This is a genomic window from uncultured Nonlabens sp. (genome assembly GCF_947495285.1).
In the GTDB taxonomy this organism is placed as follows: domain Bacteria; phylum Bacteroidota; class Bacteroidia; order Flavobacteriales; family Flavobacteriaceae; genus Nonlabens.
The window spans coordinates 46,668-68,172 of sequence record NZ_CANLXZ010000012.1; the positions used below are offsets into that span (position 1 = coordinate 46,668).

The 21,505-nt window shown below is 33.3% G+C and carries 19 protein-coding genes; 4 read left to right on the plus strand and 15 right to left on the minus strand.

The window, feature by feature from the left end; genetic code table 11:
• Window positions 1-7 precede the first annotated feature (7 nt).
• From lepB to Q0838_RS06750, 5 genes are read right to left on the minus strand one after another with little or no spacing between them, the layout of a single operon-like run.
• Window positions 8-1,648, minus strand: a complete 1,641-nt coding sequence (lepB, locus tag Q0838_RS06730) for a signal peptidase I (RefSeq protein ID WP_298952650.1) — start codon at window positions 1,646-1,648, stop codon at window positions 8-10.
• Window positions 1,649-1,687: 39 nt separating this feature from the next.
• On the minus strand, window positions 1,688-2,389 hold the full coding sequence (gene dapB / locus Q0838_RS06735) for a 4-hydroxy-tetrahydrodipicolinate reductase (RefSeq protein ID WP_298952652.1): 702 nt from the start codon (window positions 2,387-2,389) through the stop codon (window positions 1,688-1,690).
• 1 nt (window position 2,390) lies between these two features.
• On the minus strand, window positions 2,391-2,975 hold the full coding sequence (locus Q0838_RS06740; protein ID WP_298952654.1) for a DUF5683 domain-containing protein: 585 nt from the start codon (window positions 2,973-2,975) through the stop codon (window positions 2,391-2,393).
• Window positions 2,968-3,864 (minus strand): ParB/RepB/Spo0J family partition protein, encoded by an 897-nt coding sequence (locus tag Q0838_RS06745; RefSeq protein ID WP_298952656.1) that lies wholly within the window; start codon window positions 3,862-3,864, stop codon window positions 2,968-2,970. The genes Q0838_RS06740 and Q0838_RS06745 overlap by 8 nt, the downstream gene beginning before the upstream one ends.
• A gap of 5 nt (window positions 3,865-3,869) precedes the next feature.
• The gene (locus tag Q0838_RS06750; protein ID WP_298952658.1) at window positions 3,870-4,634 is read right to left on the minus strand and encodes an AAA family ATPase; all 765 of its coding nucleotides are present in this window, start codon (window positions 4,632-4,634) and stop codon (window positions 3,870-3,872) included.
• A 199-nt stretch (window positions 4,635-4,833) separates the two neighbouring features.
• On the opposite strand from Q0838_RS06750, the gene Q0838_RS06755 reads away from it, so the two are divergent.
• Both Q0838_RS06755 and Q0838_RS06760 read left to right on the plus strand, forming a co-directional pair.
• Window positions 4,834-6,063 carry a glycosyltransferase gene (locus Q0838_RS06755; RefSeq protein ID WP_298952660.1) on the plus strand — a complete coding sequence of 410 codons (1,230 nt, stop codon included), beginning with the start codon at window positions 4,834-4,836 and terminating at the stop codon, window positions 6,061-6,063.
• Between the two features lie 377 nt (window positions 6,064-6,440).
• Window positions 6,441-11,060, plus strand: coding sequence for a LamG-like jellyroll fold domain-containing protein (locus Q0838_RS06760; protein WP_298952661.1), 4,620 nt, complete (start codon window positions 6,441-6,443; stop codon window positions 11,058-11,060).
• A 211-nt stretch (window positions 11,061-11,271) separates the two neighbouring features.
• On the opposite strand, the gene lysA is transcribed toward Q0838_RS06760, so the two are convergent.
• Entirely contained in the window at window positions 11,272-12,495 is a 1,224-nt protein-coding gene (lysA, locus tag Q0838_RS06765; protein ID WP_298952663.1) for a diaminopimelate decarboxylase, read from the minus strand.
• Between the two features lie 202 nt (window positions 12,496-12,697).
• On the opposite strand from lysA, the gene sucC reads away from it, so the two are divergent.
• Window positions 12,698-13,894: an ADP-forming succinate--CoA ligase subunit beta gene (gene sucC, locus Q0838_RS06770; RefSeq protein ID WP_298952665.1), complete on the plus strand. Its 1,197-nt coding sequence runs from the start codon at window positions 12,698-12,700 to the stop codon at window positions 13,892-13,894.
• 89 nt (window positions 13,895-13,983) lie between these two features.
• Here sucC and Q0838_RS06775 read toward each other — a convergent pair whose 3' ends face one another.
• The 3 genes from Q0838_RS06775 to aroB form a co-directional block, all read right to left on the minus strand.
• Complete coding sequence (locus tag Q0838_RS06775) at window positions 13,984-14,220, minus strand: hypothetical protein (protein ID WP_298952667.1); 237 nt, start codon at window positions 14,218-14,220, stop codon at window positions 13,984-13,986.
• A gap of 61 nt (window positions 14,221-14,281) precedes the next feature.
• The gene (locus Q0838_RS06780; protein ID WP_298952669.1) at window positions 14,282-14,587 is read right to left on the minus strand and encodes a hypothetical protein; all 306 of its coding nucleotides are present in this window, start codon (window positions 14,585-14,587) and stop codon (window positions 14,282-14,284) included.
• Between the two features lie 80 nt (window positions 14,588-14,667).
• Window positions 14,668-15,732 carry a 3-dehydroquinate synthase gene (gene aroB, locus Q0838_RS06785; protein WP_298952671.1) on the minus strand — a complete coding sequence of 355 codons (1,065 nt, stop codon included), beginning with the start codon at window positions 15,730-15,732 and terminating at the stop codon, window positions 14,668-14,670.
• A gap of 141 nt (window positions 15,733-15,873) precedes the next feature.
• Between aroB and Q0838_RS06790 the strand changes: the two genes are divergently transcribed.
• The gene (locus Q0838_RS06790) at window positions 15,874-17,046 is read left to right on the plus strand and encodes a proline dehydrogenase family protein (RefSeq protein ID WP_298952673.1); all 1,173 of its coding nucleotides are present in this window, start codon (window positions 15,874-15,876) and stop codon (window positions 17,044-17,046) included.
• 11 nt (window positions 17,047-17,057) lie between these two features.
• Here Q0838_RS06790 and Q0838_RS06795 read toward each other — a convergent pair whose 3' ends face one another.
• The 6 genes from Q0838_RS06795 to Q0838_RS06820 form a co-directional block, all read right to left on the minus strand.
• A complete protein-coding gene (locus tag Q0838_RS06795) occupies window positions 17,058-17,432 on the minus strand; it encodes a DUF4258 domain-containing protein (RefSeq protein ID WP_298952675.1) in 375 nt (124 codons plus the stop codon).
• Between the two features lie 7 nt (window positions 17,433-17,439).
• Complete coding sequence (locus Q0838_RS06800) at window positions 17,440-18,639, minus strand: alanine dehydrogenase (RefSeq protein ID WP_298952677.1); 1,200 nt, start codon at window positions 18,637-18,639, stop codon at window positions 17,440-17,442.
• A gap of 16 nt (window positions 18,640-18,655) precedes the next feature.
• Window positions 18,656-19,147 carry a hypothetical protein gene (locus Q0838_RS06805; protein WP_298952679.1) on the minus strand — a complete coding sequence of 164 codons (492 nt, stop codon included), beginning with the start codon at window positions 19,145-19,147 and terminating at the stop codon, window positions 18,656-18,658.
• Window positions 19,148-19,218: 71 nt separating this feature from the next.
• Entirely contained in the window at window positions 19,219-19,380 is a 162-nt protein-coding gene (locus tag Q0838_RS06810) for a hypothetical protein (protein WP_298952680.1), read from the minus strand.
• Between the two features lie 166 nt (window positions 19,381-19,546).
• Window positions 19,547-19,945: a tRNA (adenosine(37)-N6)-threonylcarbamoyltransferase complex ATPase subunit type 1 TsaE gene (gene tsaE / locus Q0838_RS06815; protein WP_298952682.1), complete on the minus strand. Its 399-nt coding sequence runs from the start codon at window positions 19,943-19,945 to the stop codon at window positions 19,547-19,549.
• 6 nt (window positions 19,946-19,951) lie between these two features.
• Window positions 19,952-21,502: a response regulator gene (locus Q0838_RS06820; protein ID WP_298952684.1), complete on the minus strand. Its 1,551-nt coding sequence runs from the start codon at window positions 21,500-21,502 to the stop codon at window positions 19,952-19,954.
• Window positions 21,503-21,505 lie beyond the last annotated feature (3 nt).

Consider the following 21,505-nt stretch of genomic DNA (forward strand, 5'->3'; position numbering starts at 1 on the left):
TCGTTTATTATGAGTTTTCTTGATTCTTTTTCTTATTACTCATGATCTTTTTAACCACAAAGTAACCACCTAATACTATTAAGAAATAAATTAAGTAAGAAGTAGGCTGTCCAGATCCATTTACGGTTGTGAACATTCTTTGAAATCTAAATGCAGATGTAAATGATTTATTACCGTCATAACTCATCCATACAAATACAGGTTTACCTACCACATGATTAAATGGCACATAACCCCAGAATCTACTATCTAGACTGTTATCACGATTATCACCCATGAGCCAGTAATAATCTTGTTTAAATGTATAAGAGTTAAGTGGTTGCCCATTAAGCAGTACTTTATTTCCTTTAAGAGTAATATCGTTAAAAATATTCATCTCAGTACCTTCATAAACTTCAATAATTCTCTCAAAATAAGAGATGTTTTTATAATCTATGTCTACAGTCATCCCTTGTGCAGGAATTAAAAATGGATCACGGTCATCATTATTATTAGATAATCTACCATCATATGGAAAAGCATTGGGTTTATTATAAATAGTAGATAGGTCATTACGGTCTCTTAAATCTTTGCGATAAGGTGTTGCTAGTTCCTGATTTCGCATTTCGGCATATGTGATAATACCATCTTTAGTAAGCTGCTCGATAGCTTTATCAGTAGCTGTTAATTGCAGTTTATTAGGATTTATATCTCTATCTGGTTGATATATATTTTCTGTAATATCATACTTTTCTATCATGTAGGCTTTGTCTGCCATGAGATCTAATCTAGTTGTGATAACGTTATAAATATGTTGCGGTCTAGCGCGTTCTGGTAAAATAAGTTTTTTACCATTGATGAATATGACACCATCTTTCATAGACATGGTATCACCAGCTATAGCAACACATCTCTTTACATAGTTAGACTTCTTATCTATAGGTTTATAATGATATTTACCATCGTCATTAGGATAAGAGTCAATAGTATCTGTAGGATAGTTGAATACCACAATATCATTGCGTTTTATTTTTTGGAAACCAGGTATTCTAGTGTAAGGTAACTGTGGCCTGGATAAATAGCTTTTTACACCTAAGACAGGAATGGTATCGTGTACCATGGGCGCTGCGATAGGAGTTATAGGTAATCTAGCACCGTAATGAAATTTACTTACAAAAAGGAAGTCCCCTGTGAGCAAAGTTTTTTCTAAAGAAGAAGTAGGAATAATAAATGGTTGCATTACATAAGTGTGAACTATGGTAGCTGCTATTACTGCAAATAAAATAGAATTAGTCCATTCTCCAGCAGTAGTTCTAGGTTCTAAACTTCTTTCATTGATATAATTAAGAGGTTGCGTGTAGTTGATATAATAAATATAAAAACCAAAAGTTGCCACTGCTAGAGTCGTATCTATTGCTTTATTATAGCCGAATGATCTTAAAGTGTCTACCCATATAACAATAAACATTAAAAGGTTTACTACCGGTAAGAAGAGTAAAATAGTCCACCACCATGGTCTATTCATTATTTTCATTAATGTAACCGCATTAAATACAGGTACAAATGCTTGCCATGCTTTAAAACCAGCAGCGACATACATTTTCCATGTTCCTAAACCGTGAATTAACTGGATTAAGATAAATACGATTAACCATTCTGTCCAATTCATATTGTTATATTGTGATATGATAGATAGTTATAGAGATTATTATAATCCTAAAACATCTTTCATGGTGTAAATTCCTTTTTTATTAATAATCCACTCTGCAGCGATAACGCTACCTAATGCAAAACCATCTCTAGTTTGTGCTGTGTGAGTTATTTCTATACTATCTATTTTATTCTGATAGGTTATACTGTGAGTTCCTTTAACGTCTTCTTCTCTCAAAGCTTCAATAGCAACAGAGTCTTCTTTAAGATCTGTTCCTAAATGCCAGTTTTCTTTACCTACACTTTTTGCTAATCCTTCAAATAGAGTGATAGCAGTACCACTAGGTGCATCTTTCTTTTCTGTATGATGGATTTCTTGCATTTTAACATCATATTCTTTAAACTGACTCATCATTGAGGCTAGTTTTTTATTAAGTTCAAAGAAGATATTTACTCCTAGACTGAAGTTAGAAGCATAAACCATACTTGATTTATGTTCTTTAATCATATCAGTCACCTCGTCTAAATTTTCATTCCACCCAGTTGTACCGCAAATAATAGGTATTTGAGTAGGGATAATATTTTTGAGATTTTTTATGACACTTTCAGGACTAGTAAACTCTATAATAACATCTGCCTTTGTAATGTCATCCATGGAGTCATTACGGCCTATTTTTGCAACCACGGTATGTCCTCTTTCTAGAGCTATTTTTTCAATGGTTTTTCCCATTTTACCATACCCTAATAATGCGATATTCATATTAAAAATTATAGGAAAGATTAAATCCATAGGTATTACCTACGGCAAGAGTGTTATAATCCATATAAGGAAGAAAAGTTAATTTACGGTCCACATTAAACTGGCTCAAGTGTCCGTCTACGTTAGCATCAATTATTTGCAATACATAAAGACCTGCTGTTATCAATAGACTTAATTCTTTATTACGTTGTGAGATTCTTTGTGATCGCTCTAGTCCTCGTGTAGTTATAATAGGAGTTCCGTCTTCATTAGAGAACTCGTCATTTGTACCACCAGCAAGACGTATTCTAAATGCGTTTCTAAAACGATTGTATTCTTTATCATTAATGGTATAAACATAAATAGGAATACCTACTGCTGCTAGGGCAAGAGGTATTTTCCAGTACTTTTTATTATACACTTGTCCCAGTCCTGGTACAATAGCACTGTAAAAAGCAGCTTTTGCAGGTCTATTTGCGTCGTAAACAGTCGCGACACTATCTTGAGCCACGAGTAGTGGTAGAGAAACGGTATTAGGATTTTGTTTAATTTGTGCAAGTCCATGAATACCTATAAAAAATAATATATAAATTATAAATTTACTCATTTATTAACTTTACAATGCGTTCAAAGTCTGCTTTAGAAGCATAGTTAATAGTAATTTTACCTTTACCGCTGCTGGACATGGTGGTAGTAACTTTAGTATCCAGTAAGGAATTAAGCTCAGATGTTTTTTGAGAAATATTTTCTGGCAAGGACGTTGTTTTATTCTGCTTTCGCGGAAGCGTGCCCGTTTTAGACTCTTTTACAATTTTTTCAGTTTCTCTCACAGAAAGACCATCACTCAATATCTTTTGATATATATCTAATTGCTGGTCTAAGCTGTCTATAGTGATTAAAGCGCGTCCATGTCCCATAGAGATAAAACCATCTCGCATTCCAGTCTGGATAATAGGATCTAACTTTAAAAGGCGCAGGTAGTTAGTAATTGCACTTCTAGATTTTCCTACGCGTTCACTCATCTGTTCTTGTGTAAGATCAATTTCTTCAATTAATCTTTGATAAGAAAGAGCTATTTCAATAGGGTCTAAGTCCTGACGCTGTATATTTTCTACCAGTGCCATTTCTAGTGATTCCTGATCGTTTGCTAGACGCACATAGGCTGGCACAGTTTCTAGCCCTAATAATTTAGATGCACGACATCTACGTTCTCCAGAAACTAGTTCATATTTACCAAAACCTTTTTTACGTACCGTAATAGGTTGTATTACACCTAGTTCTTTAATAGAAGAAGCGAGTTCTTTAAGTTGCTCTTCATTAAAACTAGTTCTAGGTTGAAAAGGATTCATGTCGATATCCTCTAATGAAAGATCGATCACGTTACCTACTATCTTATCTGCATTTTTATCTGCGGTAGATTTAATATCATTGCTAGGGTCTTTTAAAAGAGCAGATAATCCTCTTCCTAGCGCTTGTTTTTTAGTTGCTTTGGCCATTTTGCTTAAGCGTTTTTCTGTATAAGTTCATTTGCAAGGCTCAAGTAATTTTCAGAACCTTTACTAGATGCGTCATAATTGATAATGCTCTCTCCATAAGAGGGTGCCTCACTTAAACGCACGTTACGTTGTATAACTGTTTTAAAAGTTAAACCCTCAAAATGCTGGTTTACTTCTTCTACTACTTGATTAGAAAGTCTTAATCTACCGTCATACATGGTAAGTAATAGACCTTCTATGTCTAAATTAGTGTTATGGATTTTCTGTACACTTTTTACTGTGTTTAATAATTTACCTAGACCTTCTAGTGCAAAGTATTCACATTGAATAGGTATTAAAACAGAATTACTAGCAGTAAGGGCGTTTAAAGTAAGTAAACCTAAAGAAGGAGCACAGTCTATAATAATGTAGTCATAACTATCTTTAATAGTAGCAAGTGCGGTACGCATCATGTATTCACGACTCTCTTTATCTACAAGTTCTATTTCTATAGCTACTAGATCGATATGAGCAGGAATAATTTCTACATTAGGAGAATCTGTGGGTAACACTAGATCTATAGCAGGTATAGAGTTTTCAATAAGTTGATAAGTACCTTGTTCTATTTGTTCAACATCTAGACCTAGTCCAGAAGTAGCATTAGCCTGTGGATCAGCATCTATTATTAAGACCTTCTTTTCTAATACTCCTAGACATGCTGCAAGATTAACTGCTGTAGTCGTTTTACCTACTCCACCTTTTTGATTTGCTATAGCAATTATTTTCCCCATGGTATACTTATTATTTTAAAACGCTAAGGTAAATATTTTACATCAGATTTCTATCAATAATCTTTCTTTACGTAGCTTGCACTACATGAAATAAAGAAAAAAAATCTTTATTTCATTGATTTTGAGCTTAAAAATTAAATTTGGTTAGATACATTTTATCCTTTTTTCCTTAGTTCTACTTAAGAACTAACTTTGTATCATGAAAAAATTACTAGTAATAGGTAAAAACTGGCCAGAACCGCAAACCACAGCTGCGGGATATAGAATATTACAGCTACTGGAGGTTTTTCAAGAAGATGGTTATCAGGTAACCTTTAGTTGTGCAGGTTGTAAATCTGCATATTCTGTGGACTTAGTCGGTTTAAATATTATTGAAAAAGAGATCTTGTTAAATGACTCGAGTTTTGATAACTTTATAAAAGAGTTAAGTCCAGATATAGTCCTCTATGATCGTTTTATGACAGAAGAGCAGTACAGCTGGCGTGTAAAAGATAACAGTCCCCAGACTTTACATATTCTCGATACAGAAGATTTACATTTTTTAAGAATGGCTAGGCAAGTAGCTATTAAAAAAAAGACTGATATCGATATTTACAATGACGCAGCTGTAAGAGAAATTGCCGCAATTTATCGCTGTGACCTAAGTATAATTATATCAAAGGTAGAGCATGACATATTGATCAATAAATTTGACATTCCAGTTAATAAACTAATTTACATACCCTTCTTGCATAAAAAGGATAAATTAAAAACAGCTTTTTTACATAAAGGTTTTGATGATAGATCTAACTTTGTAATGATGGGTAATTCTCTACATCAACCTAATTATGATTCTATTTTGTATTTAAAAAATAAAATATGGCCACAAATTAGAAATAAATTACCAAATGTAGAAGTACATGTTTATGGAGCCTATCAAAATGAAAGTTTAAAAAAATTGCACCATATTGAGCAAGGTTTTATTATTAAGGGTCATGCAATAAATGCGATACAAACATTAAGAGAATACCGTTTATTGCTAGCTCCATTACGTTTTGGCGCAGGTTTAAAAGGTAAAATATTTGACGCCTTGCAAGCAGCTACACCGGTGGCAATGTCACAAATAGCTGCCGAAGGCATGTTCACAGATAAACAGAACTTTGGGTTAATTGAAAATAATGTTGATGCTTATGTAGAAAAAGTAATTGATTTATATCATAATCAACAACAATGGGAAGAATTAAGTAGCGGCTCTTTAAAAATATTAGAAAATAATTTTTCCCATTCCGCTTTCGCGAAAACTTTATTGCTAAAAATATCTAGTATTATTATTACTAGGGAAACAAAAAATAATAAAGAAGACTTTTTTATTAAAATGCTTAACTTTCATTCCACATCTCGTTATAAATATCTCTCTAAATGGATTGATTTAAAGAATAATCCTAAGTAATTGAAGATGTATTTTAGAGATCTGTTAATGAGAGTGCGTTTTATCGATAATTTCATCGATAACGCTAGTCATCTGCGTTTTGGTTTTTAAGGGTCGTGTTTATTGATCTGAAAACAGCAATATATAATTGTGTTTTCTATTTAAGAATTTTAACAATTATTCATTTTATCGATTAAAAACTTAGTTAATGTTTTATTTTTTACGATGAAAATTATTTAAAACCCTGTAAATCAAATAGTTGTAATAAGTTGTTAATGTAAGTTTAAGAATAGTAAAATGTAATTCTGTTTTTTAAAGCTTTATTGATTAAATTGTAATACGATTTTAAATACAAAGATATGATGACAAGACTACTAAATTATAAGAAAAATCTCCTGATGACACTTGTTGTATTATTTATACTTCCTGTTTATGGACAGCAGCTTACTGTCTTTAATGCAGATTTTACTACAGGTGCAGGTGATAATGCGTGGAGCGTTACTAATCTTGCACCAAATGGAAGATGGAGAAGAGCATCAGACCCAGCCTTTGGGCCTGGTCGATATGTATTTTTACAAAGAACACTTTCAAATTTGACGTTTGAACCTAATGAACTTGCTGAAGCGATATCTCCTGTTATTGATTTAACTGGGTATGATAAGTTGAACTTATCCTTTGATATGTATTTAGAGGTGGAAGGCAGGGAACTCGAGGGCGTGACCTTAATGTATAGTACAGATGGTGGTGCTACATATGCAACTTTAGGTAAAGAAAATGATGAGGCAACTAACTGGTATATAACTAGAGAAAGTGGTGTGTTGCCCGACTTCGGTGGGTGGACAGTAAATAGTGGTGGATGGGTTACAGCCTCTATAGACCTACCGTCACAAGGATTTGATAATAAAGACGATATAAGGTTTAAATTTATTTTTGCCTCAGATAACCGTTCTTTTGTGCTTGATGGATTTGCTTTTGATAATTTTAAAATTACTGGATATAATCAACTACCTAAAAATTATCCTGACTGTGGTAATGGTATAGGGCAAAACCTAGAATTATGGCTTAACACTGGAACTTTGCAAGGATTAAGTGACGGCGCAAGAGTAGACGAGTGGCTTAATTCATCTTCCTTAAATCCTGCTTCAAATATTAATGGGGATTGGACCAAAGCTACATCATCAGGTAACCAGAGACCTACTTATCATGATAACCCTACAAGAAATGTAAATTTTAACCCAGTAGTTTCTTTTGACGGTACTAACTCTATGTTCGGTAGATCTGGCTTTTATAATAGAGATATTTTTATAGTTATAAATCCTACTGCTGGTATTAATGCAAGTAGGTCTACGGAAGATATTTTTCTAGGTGATGATTATCTTGATGGTATAGGAAGTGAAGATGTTACTGGTGTATCTATTAATAATACAAGTAGTAGATATAGAGATGCTAATGGTTTTGAGACACCAGATATTGCAGCATATAATCAAGCATCAAATACCGGATATGGTAGAGCTATAGTTCATCCTACGATTAATTATGACCGGCCAGTTGTATTTAATGTAAGACTTAATGCAGCTGGCGATGGTATGGATATATTTTTAGATGGTGTGGATTTAGGTGTTACTTTGAGTCCAAATTTAATGCAAGAAGTTAATAAATCTTTATTTACAGATATACTTAATTCTAGATATTGGTTAGGTAGGTCAGAGTTTTTCGGACCTAGTTTTACTGGTGATATACTAGAGATAATGTCTTTTTCAGAACGTAAATCTGATATTGATAGGGTACGTTTAGAGTCTTATTTTGCTGTTAAGTATGGTATTACTCTAGGTTTGTTTCCTCTTCCAGACGTAGGTTTGCCTCACGTGCCTGGAGCGTATTTTGATTCTGATGGTAATCCTTTGTGGAATGCTAATACAGATAATGGATTTACTTACAATGTTTCGGGAATAGGTTTTGATTCTTGCTCTTTATTAAATCAGAAACAAGCAAAAAGTGTAGATCCTAATACCTTTATTACTGTTGGTTTAGGTGGTATTTATGATACTAATAGTAATAACCCTAATCTTTTTGAGGCTAGTGGTGATTTCTTAATGTGGGGTAGTACTTTATCTACCTTAATGCCATTACCTAATCCTCTTAAAGTAGATTTGGGACCTAGTCTAGTAACCACTTTTACAGATGTTTCAGAGCGTACTTGGAAATTTAAGGAGATTTCACAAAATGGTAACGATATTCCAGAGGTTAAACTTTCTGTTTCTACTCTAGGTTTGTCTTCTTTACCACCATTAGTCGGTAACGATGCTTATGTAATGATAGTTGCAGATGATCAAAATTTTACCACAAACATCGAGACTAAGTTCTTAAAAACTGTAGGTACAAATCAAGAGGTTTATTATGATTTTGATGGTATTAAGTATGTAAAATTCGGTGTAGCACATGAAATAATAGAACCTAGAGATATTTTGTTTGACGGTTCTAATGATTACGTAGCAATGGGTGATGAGATAGAGTTCACTGGTAATTATTCTGTTTCTGCATGGGTAAAAACAGATGGTTCTAACAGCACTAACTCAAATAAAACAATTGTTTCTAAAAGAGCTAATGGTGCAGATGGATATCATTTCTATTTAACTGATGATAATCGTGTAGCTATGACACATAACGGTGTTTCTACCATTACTTCAAATACGGCTCTTTCTAACGATGTGTGGAGATATGTTACTTTTACTTACTCTGGTAATACAGCAAACTTGTACATAGATGGTGTTTTAGATATTACACAAAATCTTCTTAGTCCTATAAACAACGATTCAAGGTTTTGTATAGGCTCTAGATTTGTAGATAAAAATAACGTCTTAGATAATTTTTCAGGTACCTTAGAAGAAATAAGAATATTTTCAACTGATATTTCTCAAGAAGAAATACGCTTTCTTATGAATCAAGAACTTAATGAAGATGGTACAGGTATAAAAGGTACTGTAATACCAGAAACAATAACAAGAAATGATGTTTCTGGATTGTTATGGACAGATCTAGAGGCTTACTTTAATATGAATACTTATATCGGTACTCACTTAAATGATGCATCTGGTAACGGGCATAGAGGTAGTTTAATACAACCAGATCAGTTTAGTATTAACTTGCAAACAGCGCCATTACCATATATTACTGCTACTGACGGTGATTGGACTAATGAAAACAGTTGGATTAATGGTGATTCTAATTTTATACCTGGATCTACAAGAGTAATAAATGGTGTAAATAGAGAGATTAATTGGAATATAGCGGTGGTTAACCATAACGTGGTTGCTGGCAGTAAGGACTATGAGTTTTTAGGTCTAGATGTAAGTAACACTGGTAAATTATCTACAGATAATGATGCAGGAATTACTGTATCACATGTATTAAAATTAAATGGTTTTATAGATTTACAAGGAGAGTCTCAGTTAATTCAAAGTGAGGATAGTGATTTGTTACCTTCCATTACTGGTAAAATAGAGATAGATCAGCAAGGAACCTCAAATAAGTATAATTATAATTACTGGACATCACCAGTAAGTATTATAACTAATGGACTTAATAATAATGGTTATAGTATATCTAGTGTTCTCAAAGATGGAACTTTAGTTAATAATCCTAGAGATATTACATTCACTGGCACAGGTGTTAGAGATGGTGTTCCAGGAACAGCATCAACAGCGGCAACTATTTCTGGAAGATGGTTGTATAAATATGGTAATACAACTAGTAATACCTATGCAAACTGGGAATATGCAGGACCTACAGGAAATCAATTAGCTGGAGAAGGATGGACTATGAAAGGTACTGGATCAACAGATGCATTTCAAAATTATATCTTTGTTGGTAAACCTAATAATGGAGATATTAACCTAAATTTAGATAATGGTAATGACTACTTAGTTGGTAACCCATATCCTAGTGCTATTGATACTCATATTTTTATTGATGATAATCCTGATACTGATGGTACTGTTTATTATTGGGAGCATTGGGGTGGAGATACTCATGTTTTAGCTGATTATCAAGGAGGTTACGCTACCTATAATTTTTCTGGTGGTGTTCCTAATGCTACTCTTGGTACTTCTAATCCAGATGTTAATCAGGGTGGTGTGCCGACAAAGGTACCTCAACGATACATTCCTGTAGCACAAGGTTTCTTTGTAACTGGTATTAATGATGGTGGTCAGATTAGATTTAGAAACGCTCAACGAGAATTTAGAAAGGAGTCTAGCGGTCAGAGTATATTTGTTGCTGCACCAGGTAGCAATCCTATTCTAAGAGATGAAATGATCAATACAAGCTCAGATTCTCGTAGTAAGATAATGTTAGGTTTTGACTCCTCTAACTTAATTCACAGACAGTTACTACTTACTGTAGATCCTTTGACTACTTATCAGGTTGATAGAGGTTATGACGGTAAATTACTAGACGAACAAATTGATGATATGTCTTGGAAAATAAATTCGGATAAGTTTACTATTCAAGGAATTCCATCTATTGAGTTTCAAACTGAATTACCTTTATCTATTAAATTAAGGGATGATAGTACTTTTAGTATAACTATAGATGATTTACTGAATGTACTACCTACTCAGACCATTTTTATTAGAGATAATGTTTTAAATACTTATGTAGATTTGATGAACGGTGATTATACAAGCCCATCATTAACTGCTGGTACTTATGAAGATAGATTTTCTGTAATATTCACATTACCACAAACTCTAAGTAACGAATTAGTGGATGTAAATCAAACAGATGTAGTTGTATTTACACCTAATAATCTATCTGAGGTTCATATTAAAAAGCCGGTAGAAATAGAAGTAAGTGATTTATACATAATCAATTTGCTGGGACAGCAGGTAAAAGCTTATGATATGACTGGAAAAGTAGGTATACTGAAACTAGATACATCTCAAATAGCTAGTGGTAATTATCTTATAAAAATGAATACTAATCTAGGTGTAGTTACTAAAAAGGTTATTATTAAATAATTAATAACTCTTTATAGTTATAGAATTTAAAGGTCTGTGTATTTTAAGTACACAGACCTTTTTTGGTTCATATACCTTTGCAGTTTATCATTATCAATTGTTTCATTTTTAATGATTCCTATTTATTATAATTTCGCTTATAGTTAAGCGTAATAAAAAAAGCTCGATCTATAAGATCGAGCTTTAAATTTATAATTTATATAGAGTAATATTATTCTGTGAAAATTTCTTCAAATTGAACCTCAATTTGCCCTTTTAAAATATCCTCCATAGTTTCACGTTCTCTTATAATATGTGATGTACCATTATACCATAGTACTTCGGCAGGTCTATACCTAGAATTATAATTACTAGCCATAGAGAAACAATAAGCACCAGCGTTAGAAAAGGATAGAATGTCACCTTCAGTAATTTCAGAAATCTGGCGATTATTTGCAAATGTATCTGTCTCACAAATGTACCCTACGATGCTGTAAAACCTATTTTTACCATCTGGATTAGAGATGTTTCTTATATCATGATAAGATCCATATAACATAGGTCTTATTAAATGATTAAAACCAGAGTCTATACCTGCAAATACCGTAGAAGTAGTTTGTTTAACCACATTAACCTGTACTAGAAACTGTCCAGATTCACTAACTAAAAATTTACCTGGTTCAAATGCCATAGTAATATCACGACCATATTCTTTACAGAATTTATTGAAACGCTCACTTAACTGCTCGCCTAAGTCTTCAATATCTGTAGAGACGTCACCTTCTTTATAGGCTACTTTAAATCCACTACCGAAATCTATAAATTCTAGATCTTTAAACTTTGCTGCAGTTTCAAAAAGAATTTCTGTTGCATATAGAAATACACCTATATCAAGAATGTCACTACCAGTATGCATGTGTACACCATTTACATTCATACCTGTATTTTCTACAATACGCAAAATATGTGGTATTTGATGAATAGATATACCAAATTTACTATCAATATGACCCACAGAAATATTTGCATTTCCACCAGCCATAACGTGTGGGTTTATCCTTATACATACCGGTGTATTAGGATGCTTAGAACCGAATTGTTCCAGAATGGAAAGGTTATCAATGTTGATTTGTACACCTTTCTCAGCAACTTTTTCTATTTCTTCTAGTGATACACCATTAGGAGTAAAAATTATCTTTTTAGGATCTACGCCAGCGGCTAGACCTAATTCTACTTCTTGCAGACTTACGGTATCAAGTCCAGCGCCTAACTGTTTAAAAAGTTTCAAGATAGAGAGATTAGACAGCGCTTTTACAGCATAATGTATTCTTAAGTTCTTAGCCTTATCAAAAGCCGAAACTAAACGTTGATACTGTGCTATAATGACCTCTGCATCATAGACATAAACCGGACTACCGTGTTCTCGGGCTATGTTTAATAAATCTTGATTATCCATGATAAATAATTAAGCCTACAAAAGTAATAGAGTAGAGGAATTAAAAGTGCAAAATTTATTAAAAAATTGTTGTAATTATTACATATTTATGCGTTTTCAAGGGATTTACGTAAAATAAGAATTCTTTTAGAAGGATTTATTTCTAATTCAAAGTTCACTTTCTTATTTTTGCTAGACTTAAATTGAACAATAAAGAACATTTATGAATCTTCACGAATATCAAGGAAAAGAAATTCTCGCTAGTTATGGTGTAACCATACAAAGAGGTAAAGTAGCAACAACTGCAGATGATGCGGTAGCTGCTGCAAAAGAATTAACTGAAGAAACTGGTACTGGATGGCACGTTATCAAAGCGCAAGTACACGCTGGTGGACGTGGTAAAGGTGGTGGTGTTAAGCTAGCAAAAAACCTTGATCAAGTAAAGGAAATCTCTGGACAGATTATAGGAATGGATCTGGTTACACCTCAGACCACTGCCGAGGGTAAGAGAGTTCACCAAGTTCTTGTAGCAGAAGATGTATACGAGCCAGGAGAAGCAGAAATAGAAGAATTCTACATGTCTGTACTACTAGACCGTGGACAAGGTAAAAATATGATCATGTATTCTACAGAAGGTGGAATGGACATAGAAACTGTGGCTGAGGAAACTCCGCATTTAATCTTTACAGAAACTATAGATCCTGCACATGGTCTTCAAGGTTTTCAAGCAAGACGTATTGCTTTTAACTTAGGATTAACCGGTAAAGCGTTTAAAGAAATGACAAAATTTGTTAACTCTTTATATAACGCATACCTAGGGTCAGATTCTGCTTTGTTTGAAATCAACCCAGTTCTTAAAGCTTCTGATAATACTATCATCGCAGTAGATTGTAAAATCACTCTAGATGAAAACGCTTTATTCCGTCACAAAGATCTTGAAGCATTAAGAGATGTAAGAGAAGAAAACGCAACTGAAGTAGAAGCTAGAGAGGTAGGATTAAACTATGTAGATCTAGATGGTAACGTAGGTTGTATGGTAAATGGTGCTGGACTTGCTATGGCGACTATGGACCTTATCAAACAGGCTGGTGGAGAACCTGCAAACTTCTTAGATGTAGGTGGTACTGCAGACGCTAAACGTGTGGAAGAGGCTTTCCGTATCATTCTTAAAGATGATAAAGTAGAGGCTATTCTTGTAAACATCTTTGGTGGTATCGTAAGATGTGACCGTGTAGCACAAGGTATCGTAGATGCTTATAAAAATATGGGTGATGCTATGAATGTACCATTGATCGTGAGATTACAAGGTACTAATGCAGAAATTGCTAAGGAATTAATAGACAACAGTGGTATGGATGTACAAAGTGCTGTTGAATTTCAAGAAGCTGCAGATAAAGTACAGGCTGTACTAGCTAAGTAATTATCATATACAGATTATTAAAAATCCCCTTAAGGCTATCGCTTTAAGGGGATTTTTTATGTGTTCTAATCATTTAAGAAAATCACTAGCTATTTAATAGCATCATCTTGTTTTCTGTTTATCAATGCTTTTCTAGATTTATATATAGTAATGATTCCGGTTATGGTGATAGGAACACCTATCATTAACATCATACTCATATATTGTTTCCAATTGAAGTATTCTAATTGAAAATTGATATCACTCATGTAAAAAAGGCTAACTAATAAAAAACTAACTAGAATTATAATCAGTAATGCTTTTCTATAATGTTTTTTATTCTCCATTTTAGAATTGGTTTTTTCAAATCTAATAAAAGGAGATCTTTTATTAAAAAGAAAATAATTTCTAGAGGTTTTCTTCAGCTTTTTTAAGATCGTCAACAGTTATTTCTGGTAACGCATCAGGGTCTGACATCTCTCCATCAGAATAGTCTTCTTCGTCAAAAGATTCCATCTGCATGGATAAACGTTTTGAAATTTTTACGAGATACTTGGTGTCTTCTGTAAGAACTTCTACGGCTTCTATGGTTTCATATTTATGATTCTTAAAAGTAATCACATCATCATCACCATAACCATCAGGATATTTCTCTACAAGTAAAGCAAGAAGCTCTGGAGTTAGTTTTTTATAATCAACAATAATATTTCTCATTACCATATCATTTTAGGTAAATCTAATTTATATCATTTTTTACAATATACTAAGCTGTGAAATGAATTTATTGTTAAACTTTACAGCAAGCTAAAACTTTTGATAACATCTACTTCTGGTACTGTCTGGTCGGTTATAAAAGAACCTATGGTGTCTATAAGAACAAAACGTATCTCGCCATTTACATTCTTTTTATCATGAGTCATTAATTCTAACATTTTCTCAATATCCTGAGGGCTGAAGTGGAGCGTCATTTCTAGGCTTTTATACCAGTCTCTAATTTCGACAAAATCCACGTCAGACAGCCCAGCGTGTAAATTACTTAGATAGGATTCTAGATAAAGTCCTGCTGCAATCGCCTCTCCGTGTAATAAAGAATCATGACTGTCACTCGATAAACAGAAAGATTCTATAGCATGCCCTATGGTATGACCATAATTAAGTGCTTTTCTAGGTCCTTTTTCATAGGGATCGCTTTTTACCACATCACTTTTTATAACTGCACTTTGATATATAAGTTTGTCAAACGTTACAGAATAATAATCTGCACCTATTTCTTTCATGTTTTTCCAGTAAGCACGGTCTGCTATGAGACCATGTTTAAACATTTCGATAGAACCATTGAGCAACTGTCTATTATCTAGAGTATTTAAATAAGTAGAATCTATTATAGTCATAACAGGTGGTACAATAACACCTATTTGATTTTTAAGATGTCCTATGTCCACACCATTTTTACCACCTATAGCGGCATCTACCATTCCTAATACAGTAGTTGGTATGTGAATAAAAGAAATACCTCTTTTAATAGTTGCGGCTATAAAACCACCTAGGTCTGTAATAACACCACCACCTAAATTAATCATGAGACTATTTCTATCACAGCCCAGTTCTATCATAGCATTCCATACACCAGTGCATGTTTCTATATTTTTAAACTCTTCACCAGCATCTACTTCTATGATTTCTATACGTGCTTCAGTTTCTATTTGAGGCATTAAAACTGGATAACAATGTTGCATCGTATTCTCGTCTACTAGAATAAAAATACAGCTAGGTTTCTTATTTGCTATAAATTTATTGAGTTGTATATAAGATTCTTCCTTAAAATGTATGCTGTAAGATGTGTTTTTTATAGAATTCATTAAATGATAGTATTGTGATATTGTGGTGATTCCGCTTTCGCGAAAGCGAAATATAAATAATTATTTAATCTCTTTACTAAGAATTATCAAAAGTACCATCTATATGATTAACTAAATCGGTTTCGGAATTATATTTGCCACATGAATAAAAATCCTTTTAACAATACGGCAAATGCTTTTTCTTTAAAATCTGATAAAGATCTAAAGAGAGCACATTTTATATTCAGTTCTATGTCAAAACCCTGGTTAGTGAATTTGGGTTCTAAGGCTACCATGCTTGCTTTAAAATGGCATTTACCTGTAAAAGGTATTATACGAGATACCGTATTTCAACAATTTTGTGGTGGTACGACAGACGAAGAGTGTATGCCTTTAGTTGGTAAAATGTTTGAAAAAGGGGTGAGTTCTATTCTAGATTATTCTGTAGAAGGAAAGGAGAACGAGGCCGATTTTGATGCAGTGGTAGGGAAGAAGCTTACCTTAATACATATGGCTAGTGAGAATAATGCGCTACCATTTGAGGTGGTTAAACCTACTGGAATAGGACGTTTTTACATCTGGCAAAAAATAACAGAGAATCAAGTACTAACTCCAGAGGAACAGGCAGAGTGGGAACGCATTTATAATCGTGTCGATTTGTTGTGTAAGACTGCTGTAGATAATGATATTTCACTACTTTTTGATGGTGAAGAATCATGGATGCAAGATGCAGCAGATGAGTTGATAGGTGAGATGATGCAAAAATATAATCATGGAAAAGCTTTTATTTATAACACAGTGCAATGCTACCGCCACGATAGGTTAGAATATATTATGGAGCTTTATGAACATGCAAAGACTCATAATTATGTAGTAGGTGCAAAAATAGTGCGTGGTGCTTACATGGAAAAAGAACGCCATAGAGCTGCTCAGGAAAATTATCCTAGTCCTATTTGTGAAAGTAAGGAAGCAACTGACGAGATGTTTAATAACGTTATGCATTTTATTCTAGACCGACTAGATGTCATTAAATTATGCATAGGTACTCATAATGAGCTAAGTACTTTTAATGCTATGAAAGTGCTTACAGAGAAAAATATAGAGCCTAATACTAAAGATGTGTGGTTCGGTCAGTTATACGGTATGAGCGATAACTTAACCTTTAACCTTGCTGCCTTGGGTCATAATACATTTAAGATTTTACCATTCGGTCCTATAGAAGATGTGATGCCTTATTTAATAAGAAGAGCACAAGAGAATACTTCTGTAGCAGGACAGACAGGTAGAGAGCTTACTTTAATAAAACAAGAAATGAAGAGAAGAGGGATTTCTTAGGCGGAATTTATTTACTGACTTAGTACTTTTTCTACTCTTACAAATCTTTCACAATTTCTAACCCATAGACTAGTGTTAGCTAGTTCTTTCCTTCCAGAAATGTGATAGAAATTACAGGGTATTGTATCTGTGTTAGATTTAGAAAAATCAACTTTACCGTATTTTAAAATTAATTGAATAGTAAGTGTGTCTAGTTTACGATCTGTTAACATCGTTCGTATTTCTGGAGAGAATCTTACTGCATTCTTTTTACGTATGTCGTTAATTACACGATCTTCAGGTAGCCACGTGCATTGTGTGCGTTTACCTGTTAGAAAAAAGAGTAAGAACACTATTCCTATGGCAAAACCACCACCGTAAAAACCAAGTCTTTGTATAAATTTCATGCTTATTTTAAAAGATTAACAAATTTACGTCGCTAAAAGGCAAATTATACCATTCTCCTACAGATTTATTAGTAACAATACCGTGATATAAATAAATACCACATTTTAATCCTTTGTCCATGCGTATAGCGTGTTCAATACCGCCATCATTTGCCATGTTGAGTATATAAGGTGTAAATATGTTGCTTAATGCAATACTAGCGGTTTTTGAGTACCTAGCGGGAATATTAGGAACACAATAATGCGTGACTCCTAATTTATTAAATGTAGGTTGTGCATGGCTAGTAATTTCACTAGTCTCAAAACAACCTCCCATGTCTATACTTACGTCTATAATTATAGCTCCTTTTTTCATGTTTTCTACCATGGGCTGTGATACAACTACTGGCGTTCTATTCTCACCACTTAATGCTCCTATGGCAACATCACAACGTCTTAGAGCTTTAGAAAGATATTTAGGTTGTATGGTAGACGTATAGAGTTGCTTGCTTATATTATTTTGTACGTTACGTAGCTTTGAGATGGAATTATCAAATAACTTTACACTAGCACCTAATCCTAATGCAGTTCTAGCAGCAAATTCACCTACTACACCAGCACCTAATATCACTACGTCTATAGGTGGCACACCTGTAATGTTACCAAAGAGATGTCCAGTACTATTTTCTCCAGTTGATAAAAGCTCGGACGCTATAAGAACAGATGCTATACCTGATATTTCACTTAATGCATTAACTGCACTAAATCTACCCTCATCATCTGTAATAAATTCATAAGCGAGAGCTGTTATTTTCTTTTCAGACAGTTTATTAAAATAGTTTTGGTCGCGTGTTTTTAATTGCAATGCAGAAATTAAAACCGTTTGCGGTTTCATTAATTTAATTTCTTCTAGTGAAGGAGGTGCTACCTTTAAAATAGTAGGGCAGGAGAATACCTTTGCGGTATCTGTTGTGATTTCTGCTCCTGCGGTGCTATAATCCTTGTCCGAGAAGTTACTAGCTGTTCCTGCTCCTTTTTCTATAATGATACGATGTCCATGTGCGCAAATAGCTGCAACAGCATCAGGAGTTAAGCATATTCTTTTTTCTTGATGCTGCGTTTCTTTAGGAATACCTATAAATAATTCCTTTTTAGTACGCATAATTTCAAGACGTTCTTCTTGAGGTATGAGTTGATCTTTAGTAAAAGGTGTAGAGATGCTAGGCATGAGAATAAGTTATTTATTATTTGAACCAGAGATCACTCGGTTTTTTTACGCTTTCTTCTATTTCACTAATATCGATACCGTGTATTTTATCAAATATTTTTAAACGTGCTAGATATGTCATTGATAACGATAAAATTACAACCGGAACCATAAAATAAAGTTCTCCAGTATCTATATAACTATTTGAAAAATCTAATAGGCTGTAAATTTGAAATATGTACAAGCTTATAGGTATGAGAATAGTGTGGTACCACCAGTGTTTGCAGGTTAAAAACCAAAGAAGTAATAATATTAAGGGCACTAATTTCTGAAAGAGTGTCCATGAGGCCATTAGTCTGCTTCCATGAAAAGATTTTGATAAAGCTTTAAAAAAAGCTAAATCCCATAACCAGTCCGGTAGAGCCTCATAATAGTAAAAAGCATAAGGTAAGATAGCCATTATTATCGCTATTACACTTCCTATAGCAATGTTGCTTTTTTCTTTTTTAAATATTTTCTTATCGGACATTAAGGCGTAAAAATTAAAAACTCACTGCAAGTAAATGTAGTGAGCTTTATAGATATAAACCAAATTAATTTTTATCCGTGCTTAGGAACTTTAAATTTGGCCATGTAACTTCTTTCGATTTTTTTAGATTTAGTTTCCTTATTTGTCTGTGGTTGAAACTGTACAGTTGCGCCGGCTAGAGAAACACTGAAAATGGCTAGCAACGCTAGTGACTTCATTGACTTATTTTTCATAATTTAAGATTTAAGTTAGCATATGCTACTAATCTATAAATAATATCTAAAAGATTAATATATTTTTTTCGTTTTTTTTATTAATAATGTTTTTGTTCCGTATGAAATAAGTGCGGTGTAAAGGAATGGTTAATGTTTTACTAAACCACTTTATTTTAAGGACTAGTTAATCGATAAATTTTAATTCTCTTGTCTCAGGATCTAATATTTCTATTTTTATTTTCTGATAATCAGATAATAATGAAATCGATATTTCTGGCCACTCGATTAAACAAAACGCGTCATTCTCTAAATAATCTTCAAATCCTATATCAAATAATTGATCTGTATTTTCTATTCTGTATAAATCAAAATGATAAATTTTATTTTCTTTTCCATAGTGCTGATTAACGATGCTAAAGGTAGGTGAGGTAATTTCTTCTTTTATACCTAGCTCACGACACATGGATTTTATCAAAGTAGTTTTACCTGCTCCCATGGGTGCATCAAATAAAATTACTTTTGATTTTGATCGTTTGATAACCTCTCGTGCGACACGATTTATTTCTTCTATTTTATATATCATTTTCTTCTATCTAGGTTCATATACAGCAAACGGTATCAACATTTCTTCTAGTGATACTCCACCGTGTTGATACGTGTTTTTAAAATAACTAACATAATGATTATAATTATTAGGATAGGCAAAGAACAAATCTCCCTTGGCAAAAATGAAACTACTACTCATATTTATCTTAGGTAACTTTATGGAGTTAGGATCTGTTGCGGCCAGTACATCTTTTGCTTCATAGGATAAACTACGGCCTGTTTTATATCTTAAATTTAAACTCGTATTTTTATCTCCTATAACCTTGCTAGGTGTCGTTACATTTATAGTACCGTGGTCGGTGGTAAGTATAAGTTTAAAACCTAATTCTTGCCCTCTTTGTATTATGTCTAGGAGAGGAGAGTTTTTAAACCAGCTTAATGTTAATGAGCGGTAACTCTTATCATTACTCGCCAGTTCTTTTATTACCTCCATTTCTGTTTTTGAGTGAGAGAGCATGTCTACAAAATTATAAACCACAACAGTTAGGTCGTTGTTTTTCTGAGACTTAAAATTATCTGCTAGTTTACGGCCATTGTTTTCATTAGTTATTTTGTGATACTGGTGCGTAATATGTAAACCTAGTCTTTTTAATTGTGCGATAAGAAAAGCATTCTCGTGCATATTTTTTCCTCCATCATCGGTATCGTCTAGCCACAAGTCTGGATGACGTTTTTTCATATCCTCGGGCATCAACCCAGAAAAAATAGCATTTCTAGCATATTGAGTTGCTGTAGGTAAAATAGAGCAGTAGACAGCTTCTTCTAGCTTCTTGTAATGATTGTTAATTAAGTTTTCAAAAACCTTAAATTGATCATACCTCAGATTATCTACTACTACTAGTAAAACAGGCTCTTTTTCTTTAAGATGTGGGACGACTCTCTTTTTAAATAATTCGTGACTCAATGTGGGGTTGCTCTCATGACCATCAAACCAGTCCGTATAATTTTTATCAATAAACTTACAGAATTGCTGATTTGCCTCATTCTTTTGAGCAGTAAGTATGTCGAACATTCCTGAATCATCTACATCTTCTAGTTCTATTTCCCAATAAATTAATCTTTGATACAACTGTACCCATTCTTCATAACTATTAATCATGGACATGTCCATAGCTATCTTACGGAATTCTCTCTGGTAGTCACTAGTTGTCTTATCATTAACTAGTCTAGAGTGGTCTAGGTTTTTCTTAACTGCAAGTAATATTTGATTAGGATTAACTGGCTTAATCAAGTAATCTGCAATTTTAGAACCTATGGCTTCTTCCATAATATATTCCTCTTCACTTTTAGTGATCATGATGACAGGAAGTTGTGCTTGCTTCTCTTTTATTTCATGCAAAGTCTCTAATCCAGTAAGACCAGGCATATTTTCATCGAGAAAAATTAAATCATATCGATTTTCTTCTATCGCCTCTAATGCTTCAGTACCACTGACCCTCGTGTCTATAGTATATCCTTTTTTCTCTAAAAATATAATATGAGGTTTGAGTAAATCAACTTCATCATCCACCCATAGTATTTTGATCTCTGCCATATC

Coding starts and splice junctions, on each gene's coding strand:
- Q0838_RS06740 (WP_298952654.1), bottom strand. CDS start 2,975: ATGAGTAAATTTATAATTTATATATTATTTTTTATAGGTATTCATGGA.
- Q0838_RS06745 (WP_298952656.1), bottom strand. CDS start 3,864: ATGGCCAAAGCAACTAAAAAACAAGCGCTAGGAAGAGGATTATCTGCT.
- Q0838_RS06805 (WP_298952679.1), bottom strand. CDS start 19,147: ATGTCCGATAAGAAAATATTTAAAAAAGAAAAAAGCAACATTGCTATA.
- Q0838_RS06750 (WP_298952658.1), bottom strand. CDS start 4,634: ATGGGGAAAATAATTGCTATAGCAAATCAAAAAGGTGGAGTAGGTAAA.
- Q0838_RS06800 (WP_298952677.1), bottom strand. CDS start 18,639: ATGCCTAGCATCTCTACACCTTTTACTAAAGATCAACTCATACCTCAA.
- Q0838_RS06810 (WP_298952680.1), bottom strand. CDS start 19,380: ATGAAAAATAAGTCAATGAAGTCACTAGCGTTGCTAGCCATTTTCAGT.
- Q0838_RS06760 (WP_298952661.1), top strand. CDS start 6,441: ATGACACTTGTTGTATTATTTATACTTCCTGTTTATGGACAGCAGCTT.
- aroB (WP_298952671.1), bottom strand. CDS start 15,732: ATGAATTCTATAAAAAACACATCTTACAGCATACATTTTAAGGAAGAA.
- lysA (WP_298952663.1), bottom strand. CDS start 12,495: ATGGATAATCAAGATTTATTAAACATAGCCCGAGAACACGGTAGTCCG.
- lepB (WP_298952650.1), bottom strand. CDS start 1,648: ATGAATTGGACAGAATGGTTAATCGTATTTATCTTAATCCAGTTAATT.
- Q0838_RS06820 (WP_298952684.1), bottom strand. CDS start 21,502: ATGGCAGAGATCAAAATACTATGGGTGGATGATGAAGTTGATTTACTC.
- dapB (WP_298952652.1), bottom strand. CDS start 2,389: ATGAATATCGCATTATTAGGGTATGGTAAAATGGGAAAAACCATTGAA.
- Q0838_RS06780 (WP_298952669.1), bottom strand. CDS start 14,587: ATGAGAAATATTATTGTTGATTATAAAAAACTAACTCCAGAGCTTCTT.
- Q0838_RS06790 (WP_298952673.1), top strand. CDS start 15,874: ATGAATAAAAATCCTTTTAACAATACGGCAAATGCTTTTTCTTTAAAA.
- tsaE (WP_298952682.1), bottom strand. CDS start 19,945: ATGATATATAAAATAGAAGAAATAAATCGTGTCGCACGAGAGGTTATC.
- Q0838_RS06755 (WP_298952660.1), top strand. CDS start 4,834: ATGAAAAAATTACTAGTAATAGGTAAAAACTGGCCAGAACCGCAAACC.
- Q0838_RS06795 (WP_298952675.1), bottom strand. CDS start 17,432: ATGAAATTTATACAAAGACTTGGTTTTTACGGTGGTGGTTTTGCCATA.
- sucC (WP_298952665.1), top strand. CDS start 12,698: ATGAATCTTCACGAATATCAAGGAAAAGAAATTCTCGCTAGTTATGGT.
- Q0838_RS06775 (WP_298952667.1), bottom strand. CDS start 14,220: ATGGAGAATAAAAAACATTATAGAAAAGCATTACTGATTATAATTCTA.